Origin of the sequence: Paraburkholderia piptadeniae, from assembly GCF_900007165.1 — a bacterium.
In the GTDB taxonomy this organism is placed as follows: Bacteria; Pseudomonadota; Gammaproteobacteria; order Burkholderiales; family Burkholderiaceae; genus Paraburkholderia; species Paraburkholderia piptadeniae.
In genome coordinates this window covers 1-21,033 of record NZ_CYGY02000146.1, presented here as the reverse complement: position 1 = coordinate 21,033, position 21,033 = coordinate 1, and the positions used below count along the sequence as shown (strand labels likewise).

Sequence of the window (21,033 nt, the reverse complement as noted above, 5' to 3'; positions counted from 1 at the left end):
CGCGCCTTGCCGGACCTCGTGTGCGTCGGGTTGAGTCGACTTCTGCCCGATCAAGGCGGGCAGTCAGTCTCTATCAGAAGGGTTTGCAGTTGTACGTCGGTATAGATAGCGTCACCTCACATCGCACGAAAGCGCAAATAGCCGCGCGGGCTCGTGCAAACGACACCGCGTGAACTGGGTTTCCAGCGGGCTGCAAGGTCGTGCAGGAATGAATCAATATCTCCAGTAGTCAGCCAGTCAATACTGGGAACAAGCAATGCCCCATGAAAAAGCTCCCCCCTGCGCGTTGCCTTACAGGGCCTCTCCATTCCAGTCGAATGATGCCGGCAAGCCGAAAAAAGCCGCCGCTATCGGCATGGCGTGATTCATCATGTTTCGTCCGTGATGAACATGGAGTCCGCGGCGATGCGCCGACCCAAGCAGCGCGGTCATGGAAGGCTCCATGATTACGTCTGCAACGGTTGCATGCGGAGGCAGTGCTTCGACAGAGAAAGGCAAGGGATCGTCGGCATTTAGACCAACGGGGGACGCGTTAATGGCGATATCGATTTCCCCCATCGACGGCGAGCCGGTTGTCACGCGCGCGTTGGATACAGCGGCAATGGAACGCGCCAAATCACGCGCGCGGTGTTCATCGACATCATTGACAGTGAGGCTAGCGATTTTTTCCATTGCGAGCGTCCATCCAATGCACCCGCCCACGCCGCCGCAGCCATGCAGATAGACGTTGGCACCATCCGGGCTAACGCCATCCGCCCGCAAGCCCGCGAGAAAACCGGCCCCATCGACATTGTCGCCCTCCCAGGCACCGTCGGCGCGTCGGCGAAGAAGATTCAGGGAACCGACGCGCTGCGCACGCTCCGTCAAAACGTCCGCGTGATTCATCGCAGCGACCTTGTGCGGCATGGTGAAGATCGCTCCATCGACATTTTCGGTGAGCTTCAAGCCTTTCATAACCGTATCGAAGTTTGAAGCGGACACTTCCGCAGGCAGCATTAGCGCGTTCACGCCATACCGCCGCATGAGCGTGCTCCAGACCACCGGTGCCCGGACATGTGCGATGGGTGAACCCAAGATGTAAAAGAGACGCGTCAGCGCATCAACGGGTGCGTCAAGCAAGCGCTTTTCGTCTGCCAGCTTCGAACTTTCGACCATTATCTACTCCTTGGCGCGGCCGCATTCCACGACCACAGTAGTATGTTTTTATCTAGACGGTGCATTTCGCAGCAACGGCATCGTCCTGTCGCTACGGCGACAGCCGAGGTATGCGGCGACGATTGAAATACCAATTGGTATTGTCAGGAACATAAAGAGTTCACCGAAACTCCAATTCAAGCTCAGCAGGATCGCACCTGCATAAGCCCCAGATACGGCTCCGAAGCGCCCTATACCTGTCATCCAGCTTGTCCCGGTGGCCCTCATCTCCGTCGGATAGTAGCTTGCGGCCATGGCAGTCCATCCGGTGTTCGTGGAGTTCGTGCAGTAGCCGAGCAGGAAAACCATTGTCATCAAACCAAACAGCGCGAAGGACATCTTTGCCAGGATCACCGTGAAGCCCCCTGCGACGAAAAGAGTCCCCATCATGACCCTGTGCGCTTTGAAGCGATCCATTTCCCACCCAATGACGATATTCCCGAGGGTGCCGCCTACTTGCATCATGGCCGCGACGAGCGCCGCTTCGCTGAGCGAAAAGTGATTACCCTTCAGCATGATGGGTAGCCAGCTATTGAGAAAATAGACTGTCATCAGGTTCATAAAAAGACCAACCCAAAGCGCTAGCGTCACCCTCGTATGAGGCTTGCTCACAATGAGCCGGATTGCGCCCTGCCCTACGTGAGCATGCTCGGTCGTAACAAACGTGGTCGATGAGTCTGCCACAGACGGTTCGATCTGGCCGAGGACCCGCATCAGCGCGTCGCGTGCGCCTTGCCTTACCGCCAGGAATTTTGCGGACTCAGGAAGCATGATCGCCAGGACAATGGCAAAAACGATCGGGACAATGCCGCCGACCACAAGTACTGACTGCCAGCCGTGCCGAGCGATCAGATAAGTCGACAGAAAGCCTCCACCGGCAGCACCCAGCGTGAAGCCACAATAGATCACGGTCACCATGATCGAGCGGTACTTTCTCGGGGCATACTCAGACGCAAGAGTCGCCGCGTTCGGCTGCGCTGCGCCGAGTCCGAGTCCGGTCAAAAAGCGCATCACCGAAAGCGCGGCGACGTTCGGCGACCAGGCAGAGAGCAGGCTCATCACGCCAAAGAAAAAAACTGCGCCGATCACGATTTTCCGCCTGCCGAAGCGGTCGGCCAGTGGTCCTCCCGTCAAGGCTCCGATCGCCAGGCCAAAGAGCCCCATGGTCAGGACGGGACCTAGTGCGACATGACCGAGTTTCCAATCATCAATGATCGCCGGCGCGATAAAGCCCATTGCAACGACGTCGAACCCGTCGAGTATCAATACAGTCAATCCAAGCAGCAGGATTCTCCAATGGAACGCGCCGAAAGCGCGTGTTTCGAGAAACTCCTGAATCTTCAGTTGCTTGACAGCAGACATTCGAGTCTCCGTAATTGTTCTTAAGGTTCGATTGGGCTCAAAGCGATCCCTTTCATGCCCCCAACCGTTCTAAGTAGCGCCTCCTACTGCTTTGAACCGCGCATCGGTGCGCAAATCAATCTTTCGCCCGGTCTGCGCGGCTTCCATCACTGCAAGAGTCACCGCAAGCGTCTGCGTGGCGTCCTGCGCACTGGTAAGCGGCTCGGCCGTGCCGCGAACTACATCGACGAAATGGCGCAATTGGTTTGCATACACATTCCCCTCTTCCATTGATATGCGCTGTTCATGAATGGGACGGTCGCGGCCTTTTTCACCGACGTAAGACCAGAGCGCGCAATCAGGCAACGAAAGCGCACCGTCCGTACCTGCGAAGAAATGCGTAGGCACCGGCCGATAATCAAAGAGCTGCCGATCCTCCCCCGCAGCCGTATCCCAATTCCACGGGGACGCGGCGGTATCGGAGAGGCTGATGTTGGCGACTGTCCCGCTCTCGAGCTCCAGGGTGCACGCTGCAGAGTCCTCGACTTCGTACCCTCGGGTCCGGTTCGTTGAAGCCGCCTGCACGGTAACGACCTCACCGCAAAGATGCCTGATCAAATCGATCTCATGGATCATGTTGATCAGGATCGGACCACCGCCGGCGCGGCGGCGCCATGGCACTGCGAAATAGGCCTCGGGCTTATAAGCGAGGCACATGACGTTTGCGGCCACCACGTCGCCGATACACCCCTCGACGATCGCTTTCTTTGCCGCACGCACGGCTGGGTTGTGCCGTCGATGATGTCCGACGAGCACCGGGACACGCGCAACGCGCGAGGCGTCGGCGAAAGCGCGTGCGGACGCCAGGTCATCGGCGATAGGCTTTTCGACGAGAACTGGAATGCTCCGGCTGATGCAAGCAGTGCCGACCTCTACATGCGTTCCATTTGGCGTGCATACGATGACCGCGTCGATGCGATCTTCCTCCAGCAGTTCGCGATAGTCCCTATGAAGCGGCACGCCCTGGGAAGCGGCATGAGCCGCAGCCTCCGGCGATGGATCGACAATGGCCGCGAGCCTGCACTGATCGTTATTTGCGATCTCCCGGATGTGGCGCTTGCCGATGACTCCCGCACCGACTACCGCAACGTTGATCTGCCGCATTCCGATTCACCTTCCAAAAAATATAAACGGAAACATGTTTCTGTACATGACCGATTGGAATTGTAGAAATCGGATGAATCGAAAGTCAACGATTTTCGTCGCGCAGTTTCCATGCTGGAACAAATAGGGGTTTATCCCGAAGCCACGAAAAATTAGGCTTGACTCTACCGGCAAATAAAACCACTATGAGAACGCATTCCCACTCATGAACTGGAAATTTTGATGAATGATTTGATGCTTGAGCGCCTCGCGATTCGCGAGGCGATTGAAAACTGGGCCGTCTGGCGCGATGCCGGAGACTGGGATCGCTTCGCAAAGCTTTGGCACCCGGAGGGTGTGATGATGGCAACCTGGTTTCAGGGCACGGGCGCCGAGTTCATACGCGTGACGCAAGAGGGGTGGAGGCGCGGGGTGAGCATCCTGCATTTTCTTGGCGGAACGTCGATCGACCTCGCTGGCACCCGGGCAATTGCGCAGACCAAAATGACAATTTCACAGCGAGGAGACGTGGACGGTCACCTCTGCGATGTCGTCTGCACCGGCCGCTTCTATGACTTCTACGAAAAGGTTGATGGTGCGTGGCTGCTGCACTTGCGTCAGCCGATCTACGAAAAGGACCGTCTGGATCCGGTTGAAACCGGGGTGAAGCTGGATCTCGATACCGAAATACTTTGCCGCTTTCCCGAAGGCTATCGCCATCTAGCCTATATCCAGACGAAGATCGGCTACGCCGTCAAACGTGACATGCCTGGACTCACCGGCTCCGCCGTCGAAGCGCTGTATGAGCGCGGCCGCGCGTGGCTCGAAACGGGACGTCTGTAATGGGTGGTCAACTCGACGCTTTCACGTACAACGCGCTCCCGGCGCGCGTGATTATGGGCGCGGGAAAGCGTGAGGAAGTGGCCGCCGAAGTCGGAAGGCTGAACTGTGCACGTCCCTTGATCGTCACGACGCGCGATCAGGCTGCGCTCGGCGAAGATATCGCGCGACGGCTCGACGCTCGACAAGTCAGCCGTTTCGCCGATGCCACGATGCACACCCCCTGGCCTGTGACACAGCGAGCGCTCGAGGTCGTGGAAGGCTCGCGGATCGATTGCGTGATTGCAATCGGCGGCGGTTCGTCCATCGGCCTCTCGAAGGCGATTGCATTGCGTACTGGTTTGCCGCAAATAGTGTTACCGACAACCTACGCCGGTTCCGAAGTCACGCCCATCATTGGTGAGACCCGTGATGGGCAAAAGTCCACTCAGCGCACGCTGGACGTACTGCCTGAAGTCGTCATCTACGATGTCGAGCTGACGCTGAGCCTGCCCGTCACCCTGAGCAGCGCGAGCGGTCTCAATGCCATTGCGCATGCAGTCGAAGCACTGTATGCGGCGGACGCGAATCCGATTACCTCGTTAATGGCCGAAGAGGGCATCGCGGCGCTGGCAAAGTCGTTGCCTCACATCGTGCAAGCGCCCGATTCCATCGAGGCGCGACGCGCCGCTCAATACGGCGCATGGCTTTGCGGGACGTGTCTCGGGACCGTCGGAATGGGCTTGCATCACAAGATTTGCCACGTCCTCGGCGGAGCGTTCGACCTCGCGCATGCGCCGACACATGCGGTCATGATTTCGCATGTCGCCGCCTACAACGCCTTTTCCGCGCCGTCCTCAATGGCCCGAATCGCACGCGCGCTGAAGGCACGCGACGCCTGGACCGGCCTCTACGATCTCGCCACCAACCTTGATTTGCCCGTTTCCCTCGAGGCGCTCGGCATGCCCGAGACGGGGATCGATCGCGCCGTGGAGTTGATCATGCAGAACACTTACTCGAACCCGCGAGCGCCCGACGTTCCCGCGCTCGGCAACATGCTTCGGCGGGCATGGAAAGGGTCGCCGCCCCAGCCGATGGAATGAGGATGTCCCCAATGCGAAACTTCAACGAAGACAACATCACACAGGCCGTGCTCGATAGAATGATTGCCTGCACTGACCCGCGCACGCGCAAGATCAGCGAGGCACTCGTGCGTCACCTGCATGCCTTTGTAAAAGAGATAGAACCGACGGAAGCGGAATGGTCCCGCGCCATTGCCTTCCTCACCGACACTGGACAGATGTGCTCGGACACGCGGCAGGAGTTCATCCTGTTGTCGGACACGCTTGGCGTCTCCATGCTTGTCGATGCGATCAATCATCGCTTCAATGGTGACGCGACACAAACCACCGTGCTCGGCCCGTTTTACGTGGAAGAAGCCGCCGACCTTCAGTCGGGCGCAAACATCTCGCGCGAGCCCGGGGGAATGCCGCTAATCGTCGAAGGCACGGTTGAAGACGCACACGGCAATGGAATCGCAAACGCGATGATCGAGACATGGCACGCCGACGGGAGCGGCATGTATGACGTCCAGCGCGCCACCGGCAAGTCGGCGTTGGACATGCGCGCTCGCTTCCGTACTGATGCAAACGGCCGCTTCTGGTATCGATCCGTCGTGCCGGCCGCCTACCCGATTCCTGACGATGGCCCGGTCGGCAAGATGCTCGACGCACAGGGACGTCATCCGTTTCGCCCTGCGCACGTGCACTTCAAGTTGAGTGCGCCGGGTTACGAGACCATCGTGACGCATGTCTTCATCGACGACGACCCCTATCTCGATTCGGATGTCGTGTTCGGCGTGAAAGATGCCCTCATAACGAAGCTTCTGAAGATAGATGGGCACGTCAGCCCCGGTGGGCACGAAGTCGCCCCGAACACGATGCTGCTCACGTACCGATTCGTGCTTCCCAGCCAATCGTAGATCTCCCGGAGAGACTCATGCACAGACTTTCTCTTCATCACCTGACGATGCTCGATGCGCACCCTCTTCAACTCGCCGATGCCGCGGTTGCCGGTGGATTCGATTATTACGGCTTGCGCGTCGTCGCGCCCACGAGTGCCGACACGATTGTCGACGTAGCGCACAATCCCGCTCTCATTCGCGAACTCGCGGCAAGAACCGAAGCGACCGGTGTGGGGCTGCTCGATATCGAAGCGATCTGGTTGCAAGCCGGCACACGCATCGACGAATTGCTTCCGGCCCTCGAGGCGGGCTATCGTCTGGGCGCGAGGCATGCGCTTGCAGTCGGCTACGACAACGACCGGGCTCGCCTCTTCGACAACTTCTGCGCGCTCTGCGAAGCGGCGGCTCGATTTGACATGACAGTCGGCCTCGAATTGATCACCTACTGCCCGATCGGTACGCTAGACAGCGCCCTCTCGCTGATCGGCGAAAGCCGCCAGCCCAACGCGAGAATACTGATTGACACGCTGCAGGTATTTCGCTCCGGCGCCACCGTCGACGATATCGCCGCCATCGAACAGCGCCTCGTCGAATATATACAGATTAGTGACGGCCCACGGTTATCGCCAGCTTCGGTCGACGAACGGCGGACCGAAGCGCGTACCGCACGGCGTCAGCCCGGCGAAGGCGAGCTTCCATTGCGCGAGCTGCTGACCAGACTGCCCGCCAATCTGACGCTTGCCGTCGAAGCTCCGACCCTCGAATTGCGAGGTCATCCTTTCGATCGGCAGGCACGCACGATCATGGAGCGGATGCAGCGCTTTCTCGCCTGAAAGCGTCATGCTCCAAAGTACTGGCGTTGAATTCTCGCCGCCGCCGCCATCAGTATCGCAACCGCGCGCTCACCGATGTCGCTCGAATAACGCACCGAGGGGATCGCAAGATTCAGCGAACCAAGCGGAAAGCCATTAGCCGACAGAATTGGCACACCAACCCCAACGATGCCCGGCGTGAATTCTTCCATTGAAGTCGCGAAGCCTTTCTTGCGCACATCCTCGAGCGTCGCAATCAAGGCTTTCTTCGTAGAAATGGTGTTTTTCGTGAAGCGCTCGAATGTCACCGATCGCATGTATTCCTCGCGCATCACGTCGGGAAGGTGAGCGAGGATTGCCTTGCCTCCAGACACCGCATAAAGCGGTGCCAGATCACCGAGCCGCATGTGAGATTGGAGCCGTTGTTGACTGATGACCGTGGCAACGACTTCCACCTGTTCGCCTTTAAGCTGGTTGAGCGCGCATGACTCCGCAGTCTGTTGTGTGATGTCGCGCAAAACGGGTTCTGCACATGCGATCAGGCTTCGCATCTGATTCGACTGCTGCGCGAGCTTGAGGATTGTGTCTCCGAGCCGGTAACCCTTGGTTTCGGCCACGAAACGTAGGTAGCCGCGGTCCGTGAGGTTGCGGATGAGCTTCGTTAAGCTACTTTTTGGAATGTCGAGCGCCTCGGCTATCTCCGCATGTGACATCTCGCGGCCCCAATGAGCAAGAAGCTCAAGAACGTCAAGCGTCCGGTCAGCCGACTTTACGGTACTCGCTGCCCCAATTTCGTTCGCGTGCATAGTATATGACTCATGTTTCTATATGGAAACATATTATCTGATGTGTTCCAGATGTCAAGGTGCCGATCCTGCCGCATTGTATACGTCACACAAGAAACGGTCGCAAAAAACCCCTTGTTCCCTCCACGGAACTCGTTCACAATAAGATTTCGTATTCGAGATGAGGACAACACGTCGATCATCTCAACGCACACTCACGAGGAGCACATGGAAAAAGTCGCGCAAGGTTTTGGAGGCAGCACCTTCTCATTCATGTGGCAAGACACAGCGCTCGCCGCCATGCGGAAGATGCAAGCGATCGGCCTGAACGATTTCGACGCCCTGGTCGTCCCCGGACATCTTTGGCCAGATGAACTCTCCGCTAACGACAGGTCGAGTCTGGCCGGCACCCTGAGAAGCGAAGGCCTTCGCGTCGAGTCGCTCAATCTTCCAGCGCTCGACCTGAACCTGGTCAGTCGTGTCGAACCGTTCCGCCGCTATTCGGTTGAGGTCTACACCAGCACGATGCAACTTGCCTCGGATCTCGGCGCTGGCGCCGTGGTTGTGGTCCCCGGCAGGGTGTCATCGCTGTTCCCTCCGTCCAGGACCGATTCTGAGCTTCTGCTTCGCGACAGCCTGGAGCAGCTTCTTCGCATCGCAGAGCGACTCGATCAAAAAATCTTCCTGGAGCTTCATCCGCAAACGCCCATTCCGACTACTGACGCAATGCTTGCCTTCATCGACGGATTGCCTCATGAAAGGCTTCTGATTGCCTACGACGTCTCGAACGCGGAATTCGTCGGAGAAGATCAGCCCGACGCGATCAGGCGATCGGGCAATCGCATCGGGCAACTCCATCTTTCTGATGGCACACGCAGCCAGTGGCGCCATGACCGTATCGGACTTGGAACGGTGCGCTTTCATGAAATCCTGAGTGCGGTGAAAGAAACGGGAGTTTCCGCAACCCCCATCCTCGAAATCATTTCCTCGTCACCACTGGAAGATTTGAACGCGTCTGCCGATGCGCTAAAGCGCAGCGTGATCGATTACCCGAATTAACGGAGCATTCTTCCATGCGTTTTTCTCAAGATGCTGTTCAATTGCCTCCGTCATTCGAGCATCGGTCCGCAATCGTGAACGATGTCAATCTGCACTATGTGATCGGTGGCAAGGCGCTGGATTCCGCGCCGCTGATGCTCCTCATTCACGGTTTCCCGCAAAACTGGTGGTGCTGGAATAGCGTCATCGCCGGACTGGGAGAGCGATATACCGTCGTCGCACCGGACCTCAAGGGCGTTGGCCTGTCGGACAAGCCCGCGTCCGGATATACGAAGCGCGAGATGGCCGCCGATCTCCACGCTCTTGTCGAGAGCCTGCATGGAGCACCCGCGCATATTGTCGGTCACGATATCGGCGGGATGATTGCCTACGCTTACGCGAGCCGCTATGACGCGCGTTCGCTCACGATCATCGATGTGACCATTCCCGGTATCGGTGACTGGGATCAGGTGATCGCGGATCCGCATGTCTGGCATTTCGCCTTTCATCAAAAGCGTGATCTGCCTGAAGCCTTGATCGTCGGCGGACGGGAGCACGTGTACATCAGCTCGTTCATCAATCAGCAAACATTCCGTCGAGGCTCTATCTCGCTTCCAGACATCAGCGAGTATGTCGAGGCGTACAAGCACCCGGGTGCATTTCGATGCGCCATGGAGATGTACCGCCAGTTCCCTCAGGACGCAATTGACAACCGCAGCGCAGGACGACTTCCCGAAAAACTCCCGGTGCTCGCCATTGGCGGCGAAAAGCGCTGGGCCGGCCGCGTCGGCGAACGCCTTGCCACGGTGTCATCGAACGTGACAAGCGTATCGATTCCAGACGCCGCCCACTTCGTCGCCGAAGAGCAGCCGGAGCGCTTCATCGAGGCGATGATTCAGTTTTGCCGCTGAGCACACACAAACAAACAATGGAGACATTTGCGTGGAATCCGAATCGAAAATCGACATCAAGACGTTCCTGGACGACCGCCCGTTAAGTCTCTTCCAGGTTCGCGTCGTTATGTTGGGCTTGCTGGTGCTAATGCTGGATGGAATGGATACCACTGCCGTGGGGTTCGTTGCGCCGGCTCTTGTCGCCGACTGGAAGATCGCGCGCGTCGCACTATCGCCGGTTTTCACGAGCGGGCTTTTCGGTCTTGCCGTCGGCGCTCTCACGGCTGGCCCGATTGGCGACCGGCTCGGCAGGAAGGCGGTCGTCGTTTCATCGGTTTTTCTGTTCGGCTTCTTCAGTCTCGCCTCGTCCTTTGCGAACGATCTGTGGACCCTGACGCTACTGCGGTTTCTGACGGGACTCGGTCTGGGCGCCTCCATGCCCAACACTGCAACGCTGGTCTCGGAGTACGCACCCGCAAGGCACCGCAATTTTCTGATCACGTTCGTGTATGCAGGCTTCGCGATCGGCGGCGCGATCGGCGGCGTTGCCAGCAACGTCCTCATCGAACTATCCGGTTGGCGCGCCGTTATGTTCGCTGGCGGCGTGCTGCCGCTCGCACTCGGCATCCTGATGATCTTCGCGCTGCCGGAGTCCATTCGATTTCTCGCGACACGTCATGACAAGAGGTTGGCGGTTCAACGCATCATGCAGAAGCTCGCGCCGGGTGTCCTGCGTGCCGGCACGGTCGTCCACGTATCGGACGGCATTGCGGATAACGGGAGCGGCAAGGTGGCGATCATCGTCGGGCGCGGGTATATCGTCGGAACCCTGAGTCTTTGGATAGGCGTGTTCGCGACGCTCTTTACGCTCTACCTCATCAATAGCTGGCTCCCGCTGATGATCAAGGACGCAGGCATGAGCCTGAGCGACGCCTCGTTGATCGCGACGTTTGGCCAGGCCGGCGGCGCACTGGGTTCGCTGGCAGTCGGCTGGTGCATGGACCGTTATTCGCCGCACAAGGTGCTAGGTGCAACACATGTAGCCGCCGGCCTGTGCGCGCTGTGCATCGCAGCCACCGAGCGCACGTTCATCACTACGAGTGTGCTCGTATGCGCGATGGGATATTGCATGAACAGCCTGAATGTCGGCTATGTCGCCCTGGCCGCGCGCTTTTATCCCACTTCGGTGCGCGCGACGGGTACGAGCTGGGAACAGGGTATAGGTAGGTTCGGCGCAATCAGCGGCGCGGCTATGGGCGGCGTTCTGCTTGCGACCAGCTGGAGCTTCAATGCCGTGTTTGCCGCACTTTGCGTTCCGATGGCGATCGGCACGGTCGCCATTTCCATCAAGAGCATCTTCGCGGCCGATGTCCCTTCTGCCGACATGCAGGCGTCAAGCATCGAAGATGCCGCCACTTTCGCAAGAGAATGAAGATGACCCACGAAAACATTCCATTTCGCTCTTATCGTCTGCGCGATGGACGACTAGCCTATCGTCGCAGCACCGCGGCCGGCGCGAAACAAGCCGTGCTGCTTCTGCATGGCTGGCCGCAAACGTCCTGGGCGTGGCGGCGTGTCATACCTCTGCTGAGCCAGCAGTTCGATGTCATCGCGCCCGACCTCCCCGGCTTCGGCGATTCCTCGAAACCCGAGTCCGGCTTCGACAAGAAAACCATCGCGCGCAAGCTTCATGAACTGGTCGAAGGGCTCGGTATAGAGAAGGTCGCGATAGTCGGTCACGATTTGGGCGGTCACGTCGCGTATGCGTACGCCGCGCAGTGGCCGGAAGCGGTCAGCCACTTCGTCTTTGTCGAAAGCAGTCTTCCCGCATTCGGACAGGAAGAAGCGATGGACGTATCGCGCGGTGGAAGCTGGCACTTCGGCTTCAACATGGCCGGTGACATATCGGAATCGCTCGTGGAAGGTCGCGAGTTTCTCTTCGTGAACCACTTCGTGCGCCGTGAGACCGTTGGCGTATTCGCCCCCGATTCGATCAGCAACGACGACGTGGAAGTCTACGCTCGCGCCCTCGCCCGGCCAGGTGCGCTGCGTTGCTCCTTTAGTTACTACAGGACCTTGCCGCTCGACAGGCAAGACAACGTCATCTGGGGCAAGACGCCACTTTCGATGCCCGCGTTGAGTATTGGCGCGCAATGGGGTTATGGTCCGGCCTCCGCTCAAACGCTTAGACGCGTCGCGGCGAATGTCTCGGAGATCGTCCTTGACGACTGTGGTCACTATGTTCCTGAAGAGCGGCCCGTCGAATTCGCCGAAGCGTTGAGCGAATTCATATCAAATAGAAACTGCGTAGCGTGAATCGAAACGAATCACTGGCTTCTGGAGGAACGTCCGGTTGAGGCGGCGTGTGCCATGCCGGACTTCCTGAGGTGAAGGTCGACACTCACCCACACGTGACAGGGTTATCTATGGAAACAGGGTGTATCGCGGGATTCGATTCACGCCCGGTTGCTGATCACGGCGACGATCGACGCGGTCCGGGTGGACATCCAGGAACGCCACGCATACCGGCATCTGCTCGGCGAGCCGTACATCGTCAGCGAGAGCGACGGCGAAGGGCGAGATTTACTTCCACTGCAAGGAGTCGTGTCGAGCACCACTCCTTGCATATCGATCTCATCTGCCCGACGTCCGCAGGTTAACTCACGTCAGCGTTTCGGTTCCTCTCGTTGCTTTGTACCTCATCGCGATTTGCCTGCAACACCGTGAGCGCGGTCATATTGATGATTCGACGAACCGTCGAACTGGACGTCATTATGTTGACGGGTGCGTTGACGCCGAGCAGGAACGGCCCCACGGCGACATTACTTCCTGCCCCTGTCTTAAGCAGGTTATACGCAATATTTCCCGAATCGACATTCGGACAGACCAGCAGATTGGCGGCGCCCTTCAGTCGCGACGTGGGTAAAACACGCTGACGCAGCGCTTCATCCAGCGCGCAATCTCCGTGCATTTCACCGTCGATCTCGATGTCGGGTGCCTTTTGGCTGACGAGTGCAAGTACTTTCCGCATCTTCTCGCCCGACGCAGAACTGGCCGAGCCAAAGTTCGAACGCGATAACAACGCAACTTTTGGCGACAGATTCAACCATGCCATTTGCGCTGCGGCCGCAATCGTGAACTCTGCAATCTGTTCAGCAGTGGGGTTGTCGTTGACGTGTGTGTCGACGAGTGCCAGCGTGCGCTTGTCGAGCAGCAGGATATTCATGGCCGCATAAGTTTGTGCGTCGTGTTTCCTGCCGATCACTTCGTCGATGAAGCGCAGATGCTTGTGATAAGCACCGACAGTTCCACATATCATCCCGTCCGCGTCGCCCAGTCGTACCATCATGGCGCCGATCAGCGTCAGGCGGCGGCGCATTTCAACACGCGCCATTTCCTTCGTAATCCCATCGCGGCACCGCAGTTCCCAATACGTCGTCCAGTATTGGTGAAAGCGTTCGTCGTTTTCTGGATTCGTGACCTCGACGTCCTCGCCCAGCTTCAGCCGCAGCCCGAATTTCTCTATTCTCGATAGCAGCACTTCCGGCCGGCCGACAAGAATCGGCCGCGCGAGCTTCTCGTCGACGATCACCTGAACCGCCCTCAGAACACGCTCCTCCTCGCCCTCCGTGAAGACGATGCGCGAGTTCCCACCCTCGCGCACGAATTGCTTTGCAGCGGCGAACAACGGTTTCATGAACGCGCCGGAGTGATAGACGAACTGCTGAAGCTGATCCGCGTAAGCATCGAAATCGGCAATCGGGCGCGTAGCCACGCCATCCTCCATCGCGGCCTTTGCGACGGCGGGTGCGATGCGAACGATAAGCCGGGAATCGAACGGCTTTGGAATCAGATATTGTGGCCCGAAGGAGAGATCGTACGCACCATATGCGGCGGCGACCGAGTCGTTCAGTTCCTCTTGCGCGAGACCGGCGATCGCGTGAACGGCGGCCACTTCCATGTTCCGCGTGATGCTGGTCGCACCAACGTCCAGCGCACCGCGGAACACATATGGAAAGCACAGGACATTGTTGACCTGATTCGGATAGTCCGAACGGCCCGTCGCAATGACCGCGTCATCACGGGCCTCGCGCGCTTTCTCAGGAAAGATCTCCGGCGTCGGATTGGCGAGCGCGAGAATCAGCGGACGCGGCCCCATCTGCTTCACCATTTCCGGCGTCAGCACGCCACCCACCGAAAGCCCAAGGAACACGTCGGCACCTTCGATGACATCGGACAGCACCCGCGCCGACGTGACCTGTGCAAAGCGCGCCTTGTCGGGGTCCATCGCTGCCGTGCGTCCTTGATAGACCACACCTTCGATGTCGGTGGCCCAGACGTTTTCGCGTGGCAGTCCGAGATCGACCATCAGTTCGAGACACGCGAGCGCCGCGGCACCTGCGCCTGAAGTGACGACCTTCACCTTCGAGATGTCCTTGCCCACCACTTTCAGACCGTTGAGAAACGCGGCGGACACGGTGATCGCAGTACCGTGCTGGTCGTCATGGAAAACGGGAATCTTCATCCGGTCGCGTAGCTTTTGCTCGACGATAAAGCAATCGGGCGCCTTGATGTCCTCCAGATTGATCCCGCCAAATGTCGCCTCGAGACTCGCGATGATATCCACGAGCTTGTTGGGATCGGTCTCCGTAATTTCGATGTCGAAGACATCAATGCCCGCGAACTTCTTGAACAGGACAGCCTTGCCCTCCATCACCGGCTTGGACGCAAGCGCACCGATATTGCCGAGACCCAGTACCGCCGAGCCGTTCGTGATCACGCCGACCAGGTTTCCCCGGCTTGTGTAACGGAACGCCTCGCGCGGGTCCGCCACGATTTCCTCGCATGCGACCGCCACGCCGGGCGTATAGGCGAGTGCGAGATCGCGCTGCGTGACGAGCGGTTTGCTTGCGCTCACGGATATCTTCCCCGGCGTAGGAAACTCGTGATACTGCAGGGCTGCCTCGCGTTCGGTCCTGTCCATATGTGCCGTGCTCCTATGTGTACGCCGGGCCCATCCCGGCTGATCGTCATTGGACACATTCTAGGAACGAGGCATTCGGGGTTTATTTTGTTTTATTATCGGGGCATCACCTTTTTGTTATGTCTGGATTCCCACTATCGTGTCATTCACCACAGACGAAGTGATAAGGCGCCTGAGCGCACGCCTGAAAATGCGCCATCTCATGTTGTTGCTGCAGATACGGCAACATGGTTCTCTTACACGCGTAGCCGAGCACATGGCGAGCAGTCAGCCGGCCATCACGAATGCCCTCGCTGAACTGGAAGACATGTTCGGGGGCTCGCTGTTCGAGCGTTCCTCGCGCGGCATGATTCCGACGGCGCTCGGCACAACCGTCCTCTCACGCGCTGAGTCGATGCTGCACGATCTCGACCACCTCGCATCCGATGTCGGCGCGCTGATCTCCGGTCACGCGACGCGGTTTCACATTGGCGTGATTTCCTTCATTTCCGGAAAGACTCTGGCGGCGGCGATCCGCCATACGCAGTCGCAGATTTCGCAGCGGCTCACTTTTTCCATACACGAAGGCACGAGCGAAGGGCTAATGTCTCAGTTGCGCGACCATACGCTCGACATTGTGATCGGACGGGCATCGTCGAGCGTCGACCTCGACAATCTGCATTTCGAAGTACTTCATCAGCAAAAGCCCCGGCTGATTGCTTGCCGACGCCTCGCCGCCAGACTCTCACGCAGCGGAATGAACTGGCGAAAACTCGCCGAACTCGACTGGATTCTCGGTGCGCCGCAAACCCCGATGCGCGACCAGATATCCGATCTGTTCCTGCACGCCAGCGTTACACCGCCCTTTCCTGTTGTCGAAAGCCTTTCGCCGCGGCTGATCGGCGAGACGGTCGCACTGAACGAGAACGCCGTCTCCATCATGCCGGCAGACGTTGCGGAAGAACTCGTACGGATTGCGGGCGTGGCGATTGTCCCCTATGCGTTCGACTGGACATTGCCACCCGTTACGCTGTTCACCCGCCCAGGTATTCCGCGCGAGATAGACAGGATTTTCGCAGCATCATTGCGTGCGCAATATCAGACCACGGTAGTGAACGAACCAGCGTCGCTCGGGTAGCGTTGGTCGCGAGGCCCTGCTTGAGAAACGTGACCCGTTTCTATTGCGCCCGCATGATCGTATGCTTGCGCCCACCGAATGAAATTCGGCAAACTATGCGAGTACACCGCCGGGCCGGGCGCCGAAGGGCGACTTACTGCCCCATGCCGGCTATGCGGTCGTGGTTCGCAACGGCATTCCCTTCAAACAATATCAACTATTTAGGTAACGTCCACTTGCCACCTGTCTGGAACGCGTGAGCCACTGTCGTCATCCTGCTAGCACCGCTGACAAACGGCACCACAGGCAAGGACTCAGCGTGACCGAGCTTCTCACGACAGGTTGCTAGAAGGCTACTTGGTCAAATTGCGTATCGCGCTGCCGTTAAGGAGCATTAAATGCTGGATCTGGACGACCTACGTCTCATACGCGCCGTGGGCGTCTCTCGCTCACTGGCCTCGGCGGCGCAGTTGCTGAACCTGACACCGCCTGCGGTCACGATTCGCTTGCAGCGGATGGAGGAACGACTACGCATCCGGCTCGCCGTGCGGAAGGCCAAGGGCATTGCACTCACTGAGGAAGGACAGCGCCTGCACCAGGAGGCCGTTGAAATTCTTGAACGAGTCGAAGCGTTGCCGGTACATATCTCCGGAGAGAACGGCGAGGTAACGGGCTCTCTGCGCGTCGTCGCTCCGTTCGGATTCGGGCGAACCTACGTCTCGCAGATAGTGCGCAAACTCCACCGGTCGCATCCCGGGCTTGAAGTGTCGCTCCACCTGTCAGAAAGTCCATTGGTCAACGCTGCCAGTGCGGACGTGGTGATACATATAGGCGAGCTCAAGTCCTCATCCTGGGTTGGCTATCCGCTCGCACCCAACGATCGGCTTCTGTGTGCAAGCCCCGCATACGCGAAAAGCATCAAGGGACTGAATCAACCAGCGGACCTGGTCAACTATCACTGTATTTGCTTGCGGGAAAACGATGAAGACCTGCCCCGCTGGCGCTTTTCCCTGAAGAGCGACCCAAAGCGGACCACAGTCCTACGCGTGTCTGGCAAGTTGTCCGCAAACGACGGGACAGTGATTACCGATTGGGCATTGGCCGGGCTCGGCATCGTCGAGCGTTCCGAGTGGGATGTCGCCCGCTTACTCGCGACCGGAAAACTCGTCCGGTTGCTGCCGGACTGGGATCTACCCCCTGCTCCCGTGACAGCGCTGCTGCCCTCACGAACAGGCATGTCCATCAGACAGCGTATCTTTCTGGAGACCGCAAGGGCCTTCCTTAACCCAGCTCCATGGAGACGCCGCGGATAATTCTCATGGATTTAACTGTGCTTAATTCCGGATTATACGTTCGTTAAACACAGGAGAAAGGACTGCGCATATAGTTGTCACACAGGCCCCACTACGAGACAGCAACGTGAGCATTCACACCCTGAACACCCCTGCAGCCCTGATTGATGTGGCACGCATGCGCCACAACATTGACCGTATGCAATCGCAACTCGACAAGCTCGGAGTCAGATTTCGCCCCCACGTCAAAACGACAAAGTGCAAGCAGGTCGTAGAGGCACAAGTCGCAGCTGGTGCCTGCGGCATCACGGTTTCGACGCTCAAGGAAGCTGAACAGTTTTTTATGAACGGCGTTCGCGACATCGTCTACGCGGTCGGCATCGTGCCGACGAAACTCCCGCAAGCGCTTGCGCTGCGCCAACAAGGCTGTGACCTCAAGATTGTCGTCGATAGCCTTCAGGTAGCTCGCGCGGTTGCCGATTTTGGGCGCGAACATGATGAGCGCTTCGAAGTCTGGGTGGAAATTGATGTCGACGGACATCGGTCAGGCATACAGGCCGACGATGATCTGCTGGTCGAGGTGGGCAGGGCGCTGGTCGAGGGCGGCATGACTCTCGGTGGGGTCCTCGCACACGCTGGCTCAAGCTACGAGTACAACACACGGGCCGCACTCGTGCAAATTGCTGAGCAAGAGCGCAGCCGTACAGTGCGCGCGGCAGAACGCCTTCGTGCCGCAGGCCTACCCTGCCCCGTCGTCAGTGTCGGCTCTACGCCGACCGCACTCTCCGCGGAGCATCTTGAGGGCGTCACTGAGGTTCGTGCCGGCGTTTACGTGATGTTCGACCTCGTCATGCACAACGTCGGTGTTTGTGATCTGGAAAATATCGCACTTTCTGTGTTGACGACTGTCATTGGCCACCAGGAGGACAAGGGCTGGGCAATCGTCGATGCGGGCTGGATGGCACTGAGCCGGGACCGCGGCACGCAAAAACAGGCCCACGATTTTGGATACGGGCAGGTTTGCACTGAAGACGGGCGAGTGCTCGGCGACTATCTCGTCAGCGGAGCAAACCAGGAGCACGGCATCGTTGCCCGTGTCTCCAAACCGGACGTCAATATTACGGAGACGTTGCCGATCGGCACACGGCTGCGCATCTTGCCCAACCACGCCTGCGCCACCGGCGCGCAGCATCCGGAATATCAGGCGGTGAATACTGACGGTTCGACTGAAGCCTGGCCGCGTTTCTACGGCTGGTAAGCAATCGAACAAGTATCGGATGCCATGCTTTTCGGCATTCGATACTACTTCGCGTCGTTATAGGCGGTCGCCCGAGAAACGCCCAAATGTTGCGCAACCGTTTCCATGGATTTGTGCAATTGGAGATATCTCTTCTCCTTGAGCGCCCGCATCAATGCTTTTCTCTGGTCCGTTTTTAGAGCCTGCGCCGTCGTCGCCACGCTGACCGCGAATCGGTCAATACGCTCGCGAATCGAGTCCGCAGCCGATGGGTCAATTGACGCCTTCGCCCTGTCTTTCTTTGACAGCGAGGACTGCTCCAACAATGTCGAAATGCTGCGGAACAGCGTTGCATCAACGTTCAAGCAGGGTGCTGCGAAATAGTGCCCTCCCGAGTCAAGACATCCGTCTGGTATTTGCAAACAGCGAGTACCTGGTTTTGTCTGGCTCGCTTCATCCAGGATTATGAAATGTCCACTGAACCTCAGACTTCGATCATTACTTGTTCGAACGCGCCTGACATGCCGCCCCCCGCTGGTCACTACTCGCACGTTTGCGTCGCGAACGTCTTCGTCTTCGTCTCCGGACAATTGCCCATTGATACGACAGGAAAGCCCTTGAGTGACGAACCTTTTGAAACGCAAGTAGACCAGGTCCTCCGCAATGTGGACGCTTGCCTAAACGCTGCTGGTACTACTCGCGATCGGTTGGTTCAGATCCGGGTGTTCGTTTCGGATATTGAACATTGGCCAGTTTTCAACAAGCTCTACGCCGAATGGATTGGCACCCATAGGCCAGCACGAGCCGTTGCGCAATCGACTTCCCTCCATTACGGCGCCGCAGTCGAAGTGGAAGGCGTCGCCTTGGTCACTACGGTCTGAAAATCAGGAGAGGCGCCGTCATGAAAAGACTAAAACTCGCCCATTGGATTATGTTCGGTATGGTACTGGGTGTCCTTGTCGGATACGCCTGCAACCAGTATGCGGGAGATGAAGCAACCGCAAAAACCATCGCCGCCGACTTTAGCGTCGTGACGGGCATCTTTCTTCGACTGGTCAAAATGATCATCGCACCACTCGTCTTCGCTACGCTCGTCTCTGGCATTTCGAGCATGGATGGCGGCAAGTCAATTGGTCGCATCGGCGCGAAAACGATCGGATGGTTCGTCGTCGCGTCGCTGATTTCTCTCACCATTGGTCTGCTGTTCGTCAACATCGCGCGACCGGGCGCACATCTGAATCTGCCGCTACCTGCAGCGGATGCTTCGACCCACCTGCAAACGAACGCGCTGAACTTCAAGGACTTTCTGACCCACATGTTCCCAAGCAGCGTTATCGAAGCAATGGCAAGCAACCAGATTATGCAGATCCTGGTGTTCTCGCTGTTCTTCGGCATGGCGCTTGGCAAAGTTCCCGGTCTCCCCGGCGAGTTCCTGAAGCGCTCGATTGACGGTCTCATGGACGTCATGCTTCGCGCGACGAATGCTGTCATGCTGTTCGCACCTGTCGGCGTTTTCGCCGCAATCGCGGGTGCGGTGACTTCACAAGGCCTGGGGATCGTCTTAACGTACGGCAAGCTCATCGGATGGTTCTACGTTGCCCTATTCACTCTGTGGGGCGCGCTATATTTCGCGGGCCGCGCGGCCCTTGGTTGCCGCATGGGTCAACTGTTCAAGAGCATCCGCGAACCGATGATCATTGCCTTCTCCACTGCAAGCAGCGAAGCCGCCTACCCGAAGCTGACCGAAGTTCTGCAGGAATTTGGCGTACGAAAGCGTCTCGTCGGCTTCGTTCTGCCGCTCGGCTATTCATTCAACCTGGACGGCTCCATGGTCTACCAGGCGTTCGCGGCCATCTTCATTGTTCAGGCGTTTGGCGTATATATGCCCATCGGCATCCAGATAACGATGCTTCTGATCCTCATGGTGAGCAGCAAGGGCATGGCTGCCGTACCACGCGGCTCGCTGGTGGTCGTGGCCGCAATTCTCCCGATGTTCCACTTGCCAGAAGCTGGATTGCTGCTCGTAATGGGCATCGACCAGATTCTGGATATGGGGCGCACGGCGACCAACGTGCTGGGCAACAGTATCGCCACGGCCGTCGTTGCAAAATGGGAAGGTGAACTCGCTCCTGCCGGCACCCCCGAAAACGAAGAGGCCGCCATCGGCACCAGCCCCAATGAACAGGCGACGCCGTCCACCGGATACAGTGCCGCGCGCTCATCCTGACCCCAGACGCCAACTTCCCACATCTAAAACCAGACACACTGCCACACCATTCTGGTCAATCGCCTTCTCGAAGTAGCGGCGCGCGGTGGCCTTGTTGTCACGATCGGCGCGCAGCAGGAAATCGACTGTGCTGCCCTGCTTGGCTTATTGCGCCACAGCTGTTGATTGTCATATATCACTACCCGCATTTACAGGCGTTAACAAAATGA

The 21,033-nt window shown here is 58.2% G+C and carries 19 protein-coding genes and 1 pseudogene; 13 read left to right on the top strand and 7 right to left on the bottom strand.

What is annotated here, in order from left to right:
* Positions 1-291: 291 nt before the first annotated feature.
* The 3 genes from BN2476_RS43065 to BN2476_RS43055 form a co-directional block, all read right to left on the bottom strand.
* The gene (locus tag BN2476_RS43065; protein ID WP_087740220.1) at positions 292-1,155 is read right to left on the bottom strand and encodes a shikimate dehydrogenase family protein; all 864 of its coding nucleotides are present in this window, start codon (positions 1,153-1,155) and stop codon (positions 292-294) included.
* A gap of 48 nt (positions 1,156-1,203) precedes the next feature.
* On the bottom strand, positions 1,204-2,556 hold the full coding sequence (locus BN2476_RS43060; protein ID WP_087740219.1) for an MFS transporter: 1,353 nt from the start codon (positions 2,554-2,556) through the stop codon (positions 1,204-1,206).
* A 69-nt stretch (positions 2,557-2,625) separates the two neighbouring features.
* Complete coding sequence (locus BN2476_RS43055) at positions 2,626-3,699, bottom strand: Gfo/Idh/MocA family protein (RefSeq protein ID WP_087740218.1); 1,074 nt, start codon at positions 3,697-3,699, stop codon at positions 2,626-2,628.
* 222 nt (positions 3,700-3,921) lie between these two features.
* On the opposite strand from BN2476_RS43055, the gene BN2476_RS43050 reads away from it, so the two are divergent.
* Genes BN2476_RS43050 through BN2476_RS43035 form a run of 4 tightly spaced genes read left to right on the top strand, consistent with a single transcriptional unit; the run spans position 3,922 to position 7,293 of the window.
* A complete protein-coding gene (locus BN2476_RS43050) occupies positions 3,922-4,521 on the top strand; it encodes a nuclear transport factor 2 family protein (protein WP_087740217.1) in 600 nt (199 codons plus the stop codon).
* Positions 4,521-5,600 (top strand): maleylacetate reductase, encoded by a 1,080-nt coding sequence (locus BN2476_RS43045; RefSeq protein WP_087740216.1) that lies wholly within the window; start codon positions 4,521-4,523, stop codon positions 5,598-5,600. Before BN2476_RS43050 ends, BN2476_RS43045 begins: the two co-directional genes overlap by 1 nt.
* An 11-nt stretch (positions 5,601-5,611) precedes the next feature.
* Entirely contained in the window at positions 5,612-6,478 is an 867-nt protein-coding gene (locus BN2476_RS43040) for an intradiol ring-cleavage dioxygenase (RefSeq protein WP_087740215.1), read from the top strand.
* A 17-nt stretch (positions 6,479-6,495) separates the two neighbouring features.
* Entirely contained in the window at positions 6,496-7,293 is a 798-nt protein-coding gene (locus BN2476_RS43035; RefSeq protein WP_087740214.1) for a sugar phosphate isomerase/epimerase family protein, read from the top strand.
* A gap of 5 nt (positions 7,294-7,298) precedes the next feature.
* On the opposite strand, the gene BN2476_RS43030 is transcribed toward BN2476_RS43035, so the two are convergent.
* The gene (locus BN2476_RS43030) at positions 7,299-8,078 is read right to left on the bottom strand and encodes an IclR family transcriptional regulator (RefSeq protein WP_087740213.1); all 780 of its coding nucleotides are present in this window, start codon (positions 8,076-8,078) and stop codon (positions 7,299-7,301) included.
* Positions 8,079-8,285: 207 nt separating this feature from the next.
* Here BN2476_RS43030 and BN2476_RS43025 point away from each other — a divergent pair, with 207 nt between their 5' ends.
* From BN2476_RS43025 to BN2476_RS43010, 4 genes are read left to right on the top strand one after another with little or no spacing between them, the layout of a single operon-like run.
* Positions 8,286-9,116, top strand: coding sequence for a sugar phosphate isomerase/epimerase family protein (locus BN2476_RS43025; RefSeq protein WP_087740212.1), 831 nt, complete (start codon positions 8,286-8,288; stop codon positions 9,114-9,116).
* Between the two features lie 14 nt (positions 9,117-9,130).
* The gene (locus BN2476_RS43020; protein WP_087740211.1) at positions 9,131-10,006 is read left to right on the top strand and encodes an alpha/beta fold hydrolase; all 876 of its coding nucleotides are present in this window, start codon (positions 9,131-9,133) and stop codon (positions 10,004-10,006) included.
* Positions 10,007-10,037: 31 nt separating this feature from the next.
* Positions 10,038-11,420, top strand: coding sequence for an MFS transporter (locus BN2476_RS43015; protein WP_087740210.1), 1,383 nt, complete (start codon positions 10,038-10,040; stop codon positions 11,418-11,420).
* 2 nt (positions 11,421-11,422) lie between these two features.
* Positions 11,423-12,304, top strand: coding sequence for an alpha/beta fold hydrolase (locus tag BN2476_RS43010; protein WP_235851230.1), 882 nt, complete (start codon positions 11,423-11,425; stop codon positions 12,302-12,304).
* Positions 12,305-12,644: 340 nt separating this feature from the next.
* On the opposite strand, the gene BN2476_RS43005 is transcribed toward BN2476_RS43010, so the two are convergent.
* Positions 12,645-14,972: an NADP-dependent malic enzyme gene (locus BN2476_RS43005; RefSeq protein ID WP_087740208.1), complete on the bottom strand. Its 2,328-nt coding sequence runs from the start codon at positions 14,970-14,972 to the stop codon at positions 12,645-12,647.
* A gap of 139 nt (positions 14,973-15,111) precedes the next feature.
* Between BN2476_RS43005 and BN2476_RS43000 the strand changes: the two genes are divergently transcribed.
* The 3 genes from BN2476_RS43000 (at position 15,112) to BN2476_RS42990 (ending at position 18,618) form a co-directional block, all read left to right on the top strand.
* On the top strand, positions 15,112-16,089 hold the full coding sequence (locus BN2476_RS43000; RefSeq protein WP_087740207.1) for a LysR family transcriptional regulator: 978 nt from the start codon (positions 15,112-15,114) through the stop codon (positions 16,087-16,089).
* A gap of 377 nt (positions 16,090-16,466) precedes the next feature.
* Positions 16,467-17,381, top strand: coding sequence for a LysR family transcriptional regulator (locus BN2476_RS42995; protein WP_087740206.1), 915 nt, complete (start codon positions 16,467-16,469; stop codon positions 17,379-17,381).
* A 106-nt stretch (positions 17,382-17,487) separates the two neighbouring features.
* Positions 17,488-18,618 carry a DSD1 family PLP-dependent enzyme gene (locus BN2476_RS42990; protein WP_087740205.1) on the top strand — a complete coding sequence of 377 codons (1,131 nt, stop codon included), beginning with the start codon at positions 17,488-17,490 and terminating at the stop codon, positions 18,616-18,618.
* A 44-nt stretch (positions 18,619-18,662) separates the two neighbouring features.
* Here the strand turns inward: BN2476_RS42990 and BN2476_RS49045 are convergent, their stop codons facing one another.
* A complete protein-coding gene (locus BN2476_RS49045; RefSeq protein WP_235851229.1) occupies positions 18,663-18,962 on the bottom strand; it encodes a helix-turn-helix domain-containing protein in 300 nt (99 codons plus the stop codon).
* 105 nt (positions 18,963-19,067) lie between these two features.
* Between BN2476_RS49045 and BN2476_RS42980 the strand changes: the two genes are divergently transcribed.
* Positions 19,068-19,478 carry a RidA family protein gene (locus BN2476_RS42980; RefSeq protein ID WP_087740221.1) on the top strand — a complete coding sequence of 137 codons (411 nt, stop codon included), beginning with the start codon at positions 19,068-19,070 and terminating at the stop codon, positions 19,476-19,478.
* A gap of 20 nt (positions 19,479-19,498) precedes the next feature.
* Positions 19,499-20,824, top strand: a complete 1,326-nt coding sequence (locus BN2476_RS42975) for a dicarboxylate/amino acid:cation symporter (protein WP_087740204.1) — start codon at positions 19,499-19,501, stop codon at positions 20,822-20,824.
* A gap of 21 nt (positions 20,825-20,845) precedes the next feature.
* Here the strand turns inward: BN2476_RS42975 and BN2476_RS47530 are convergent.
* Positions 20,846-20,965: pseudogene (locus BN2476_RS47530) on the bottom strand (IS6 family transposase); the annotation flags it as partial.
* Positions 20,966-21,033 lie beyond the last annotated feature (68 nt).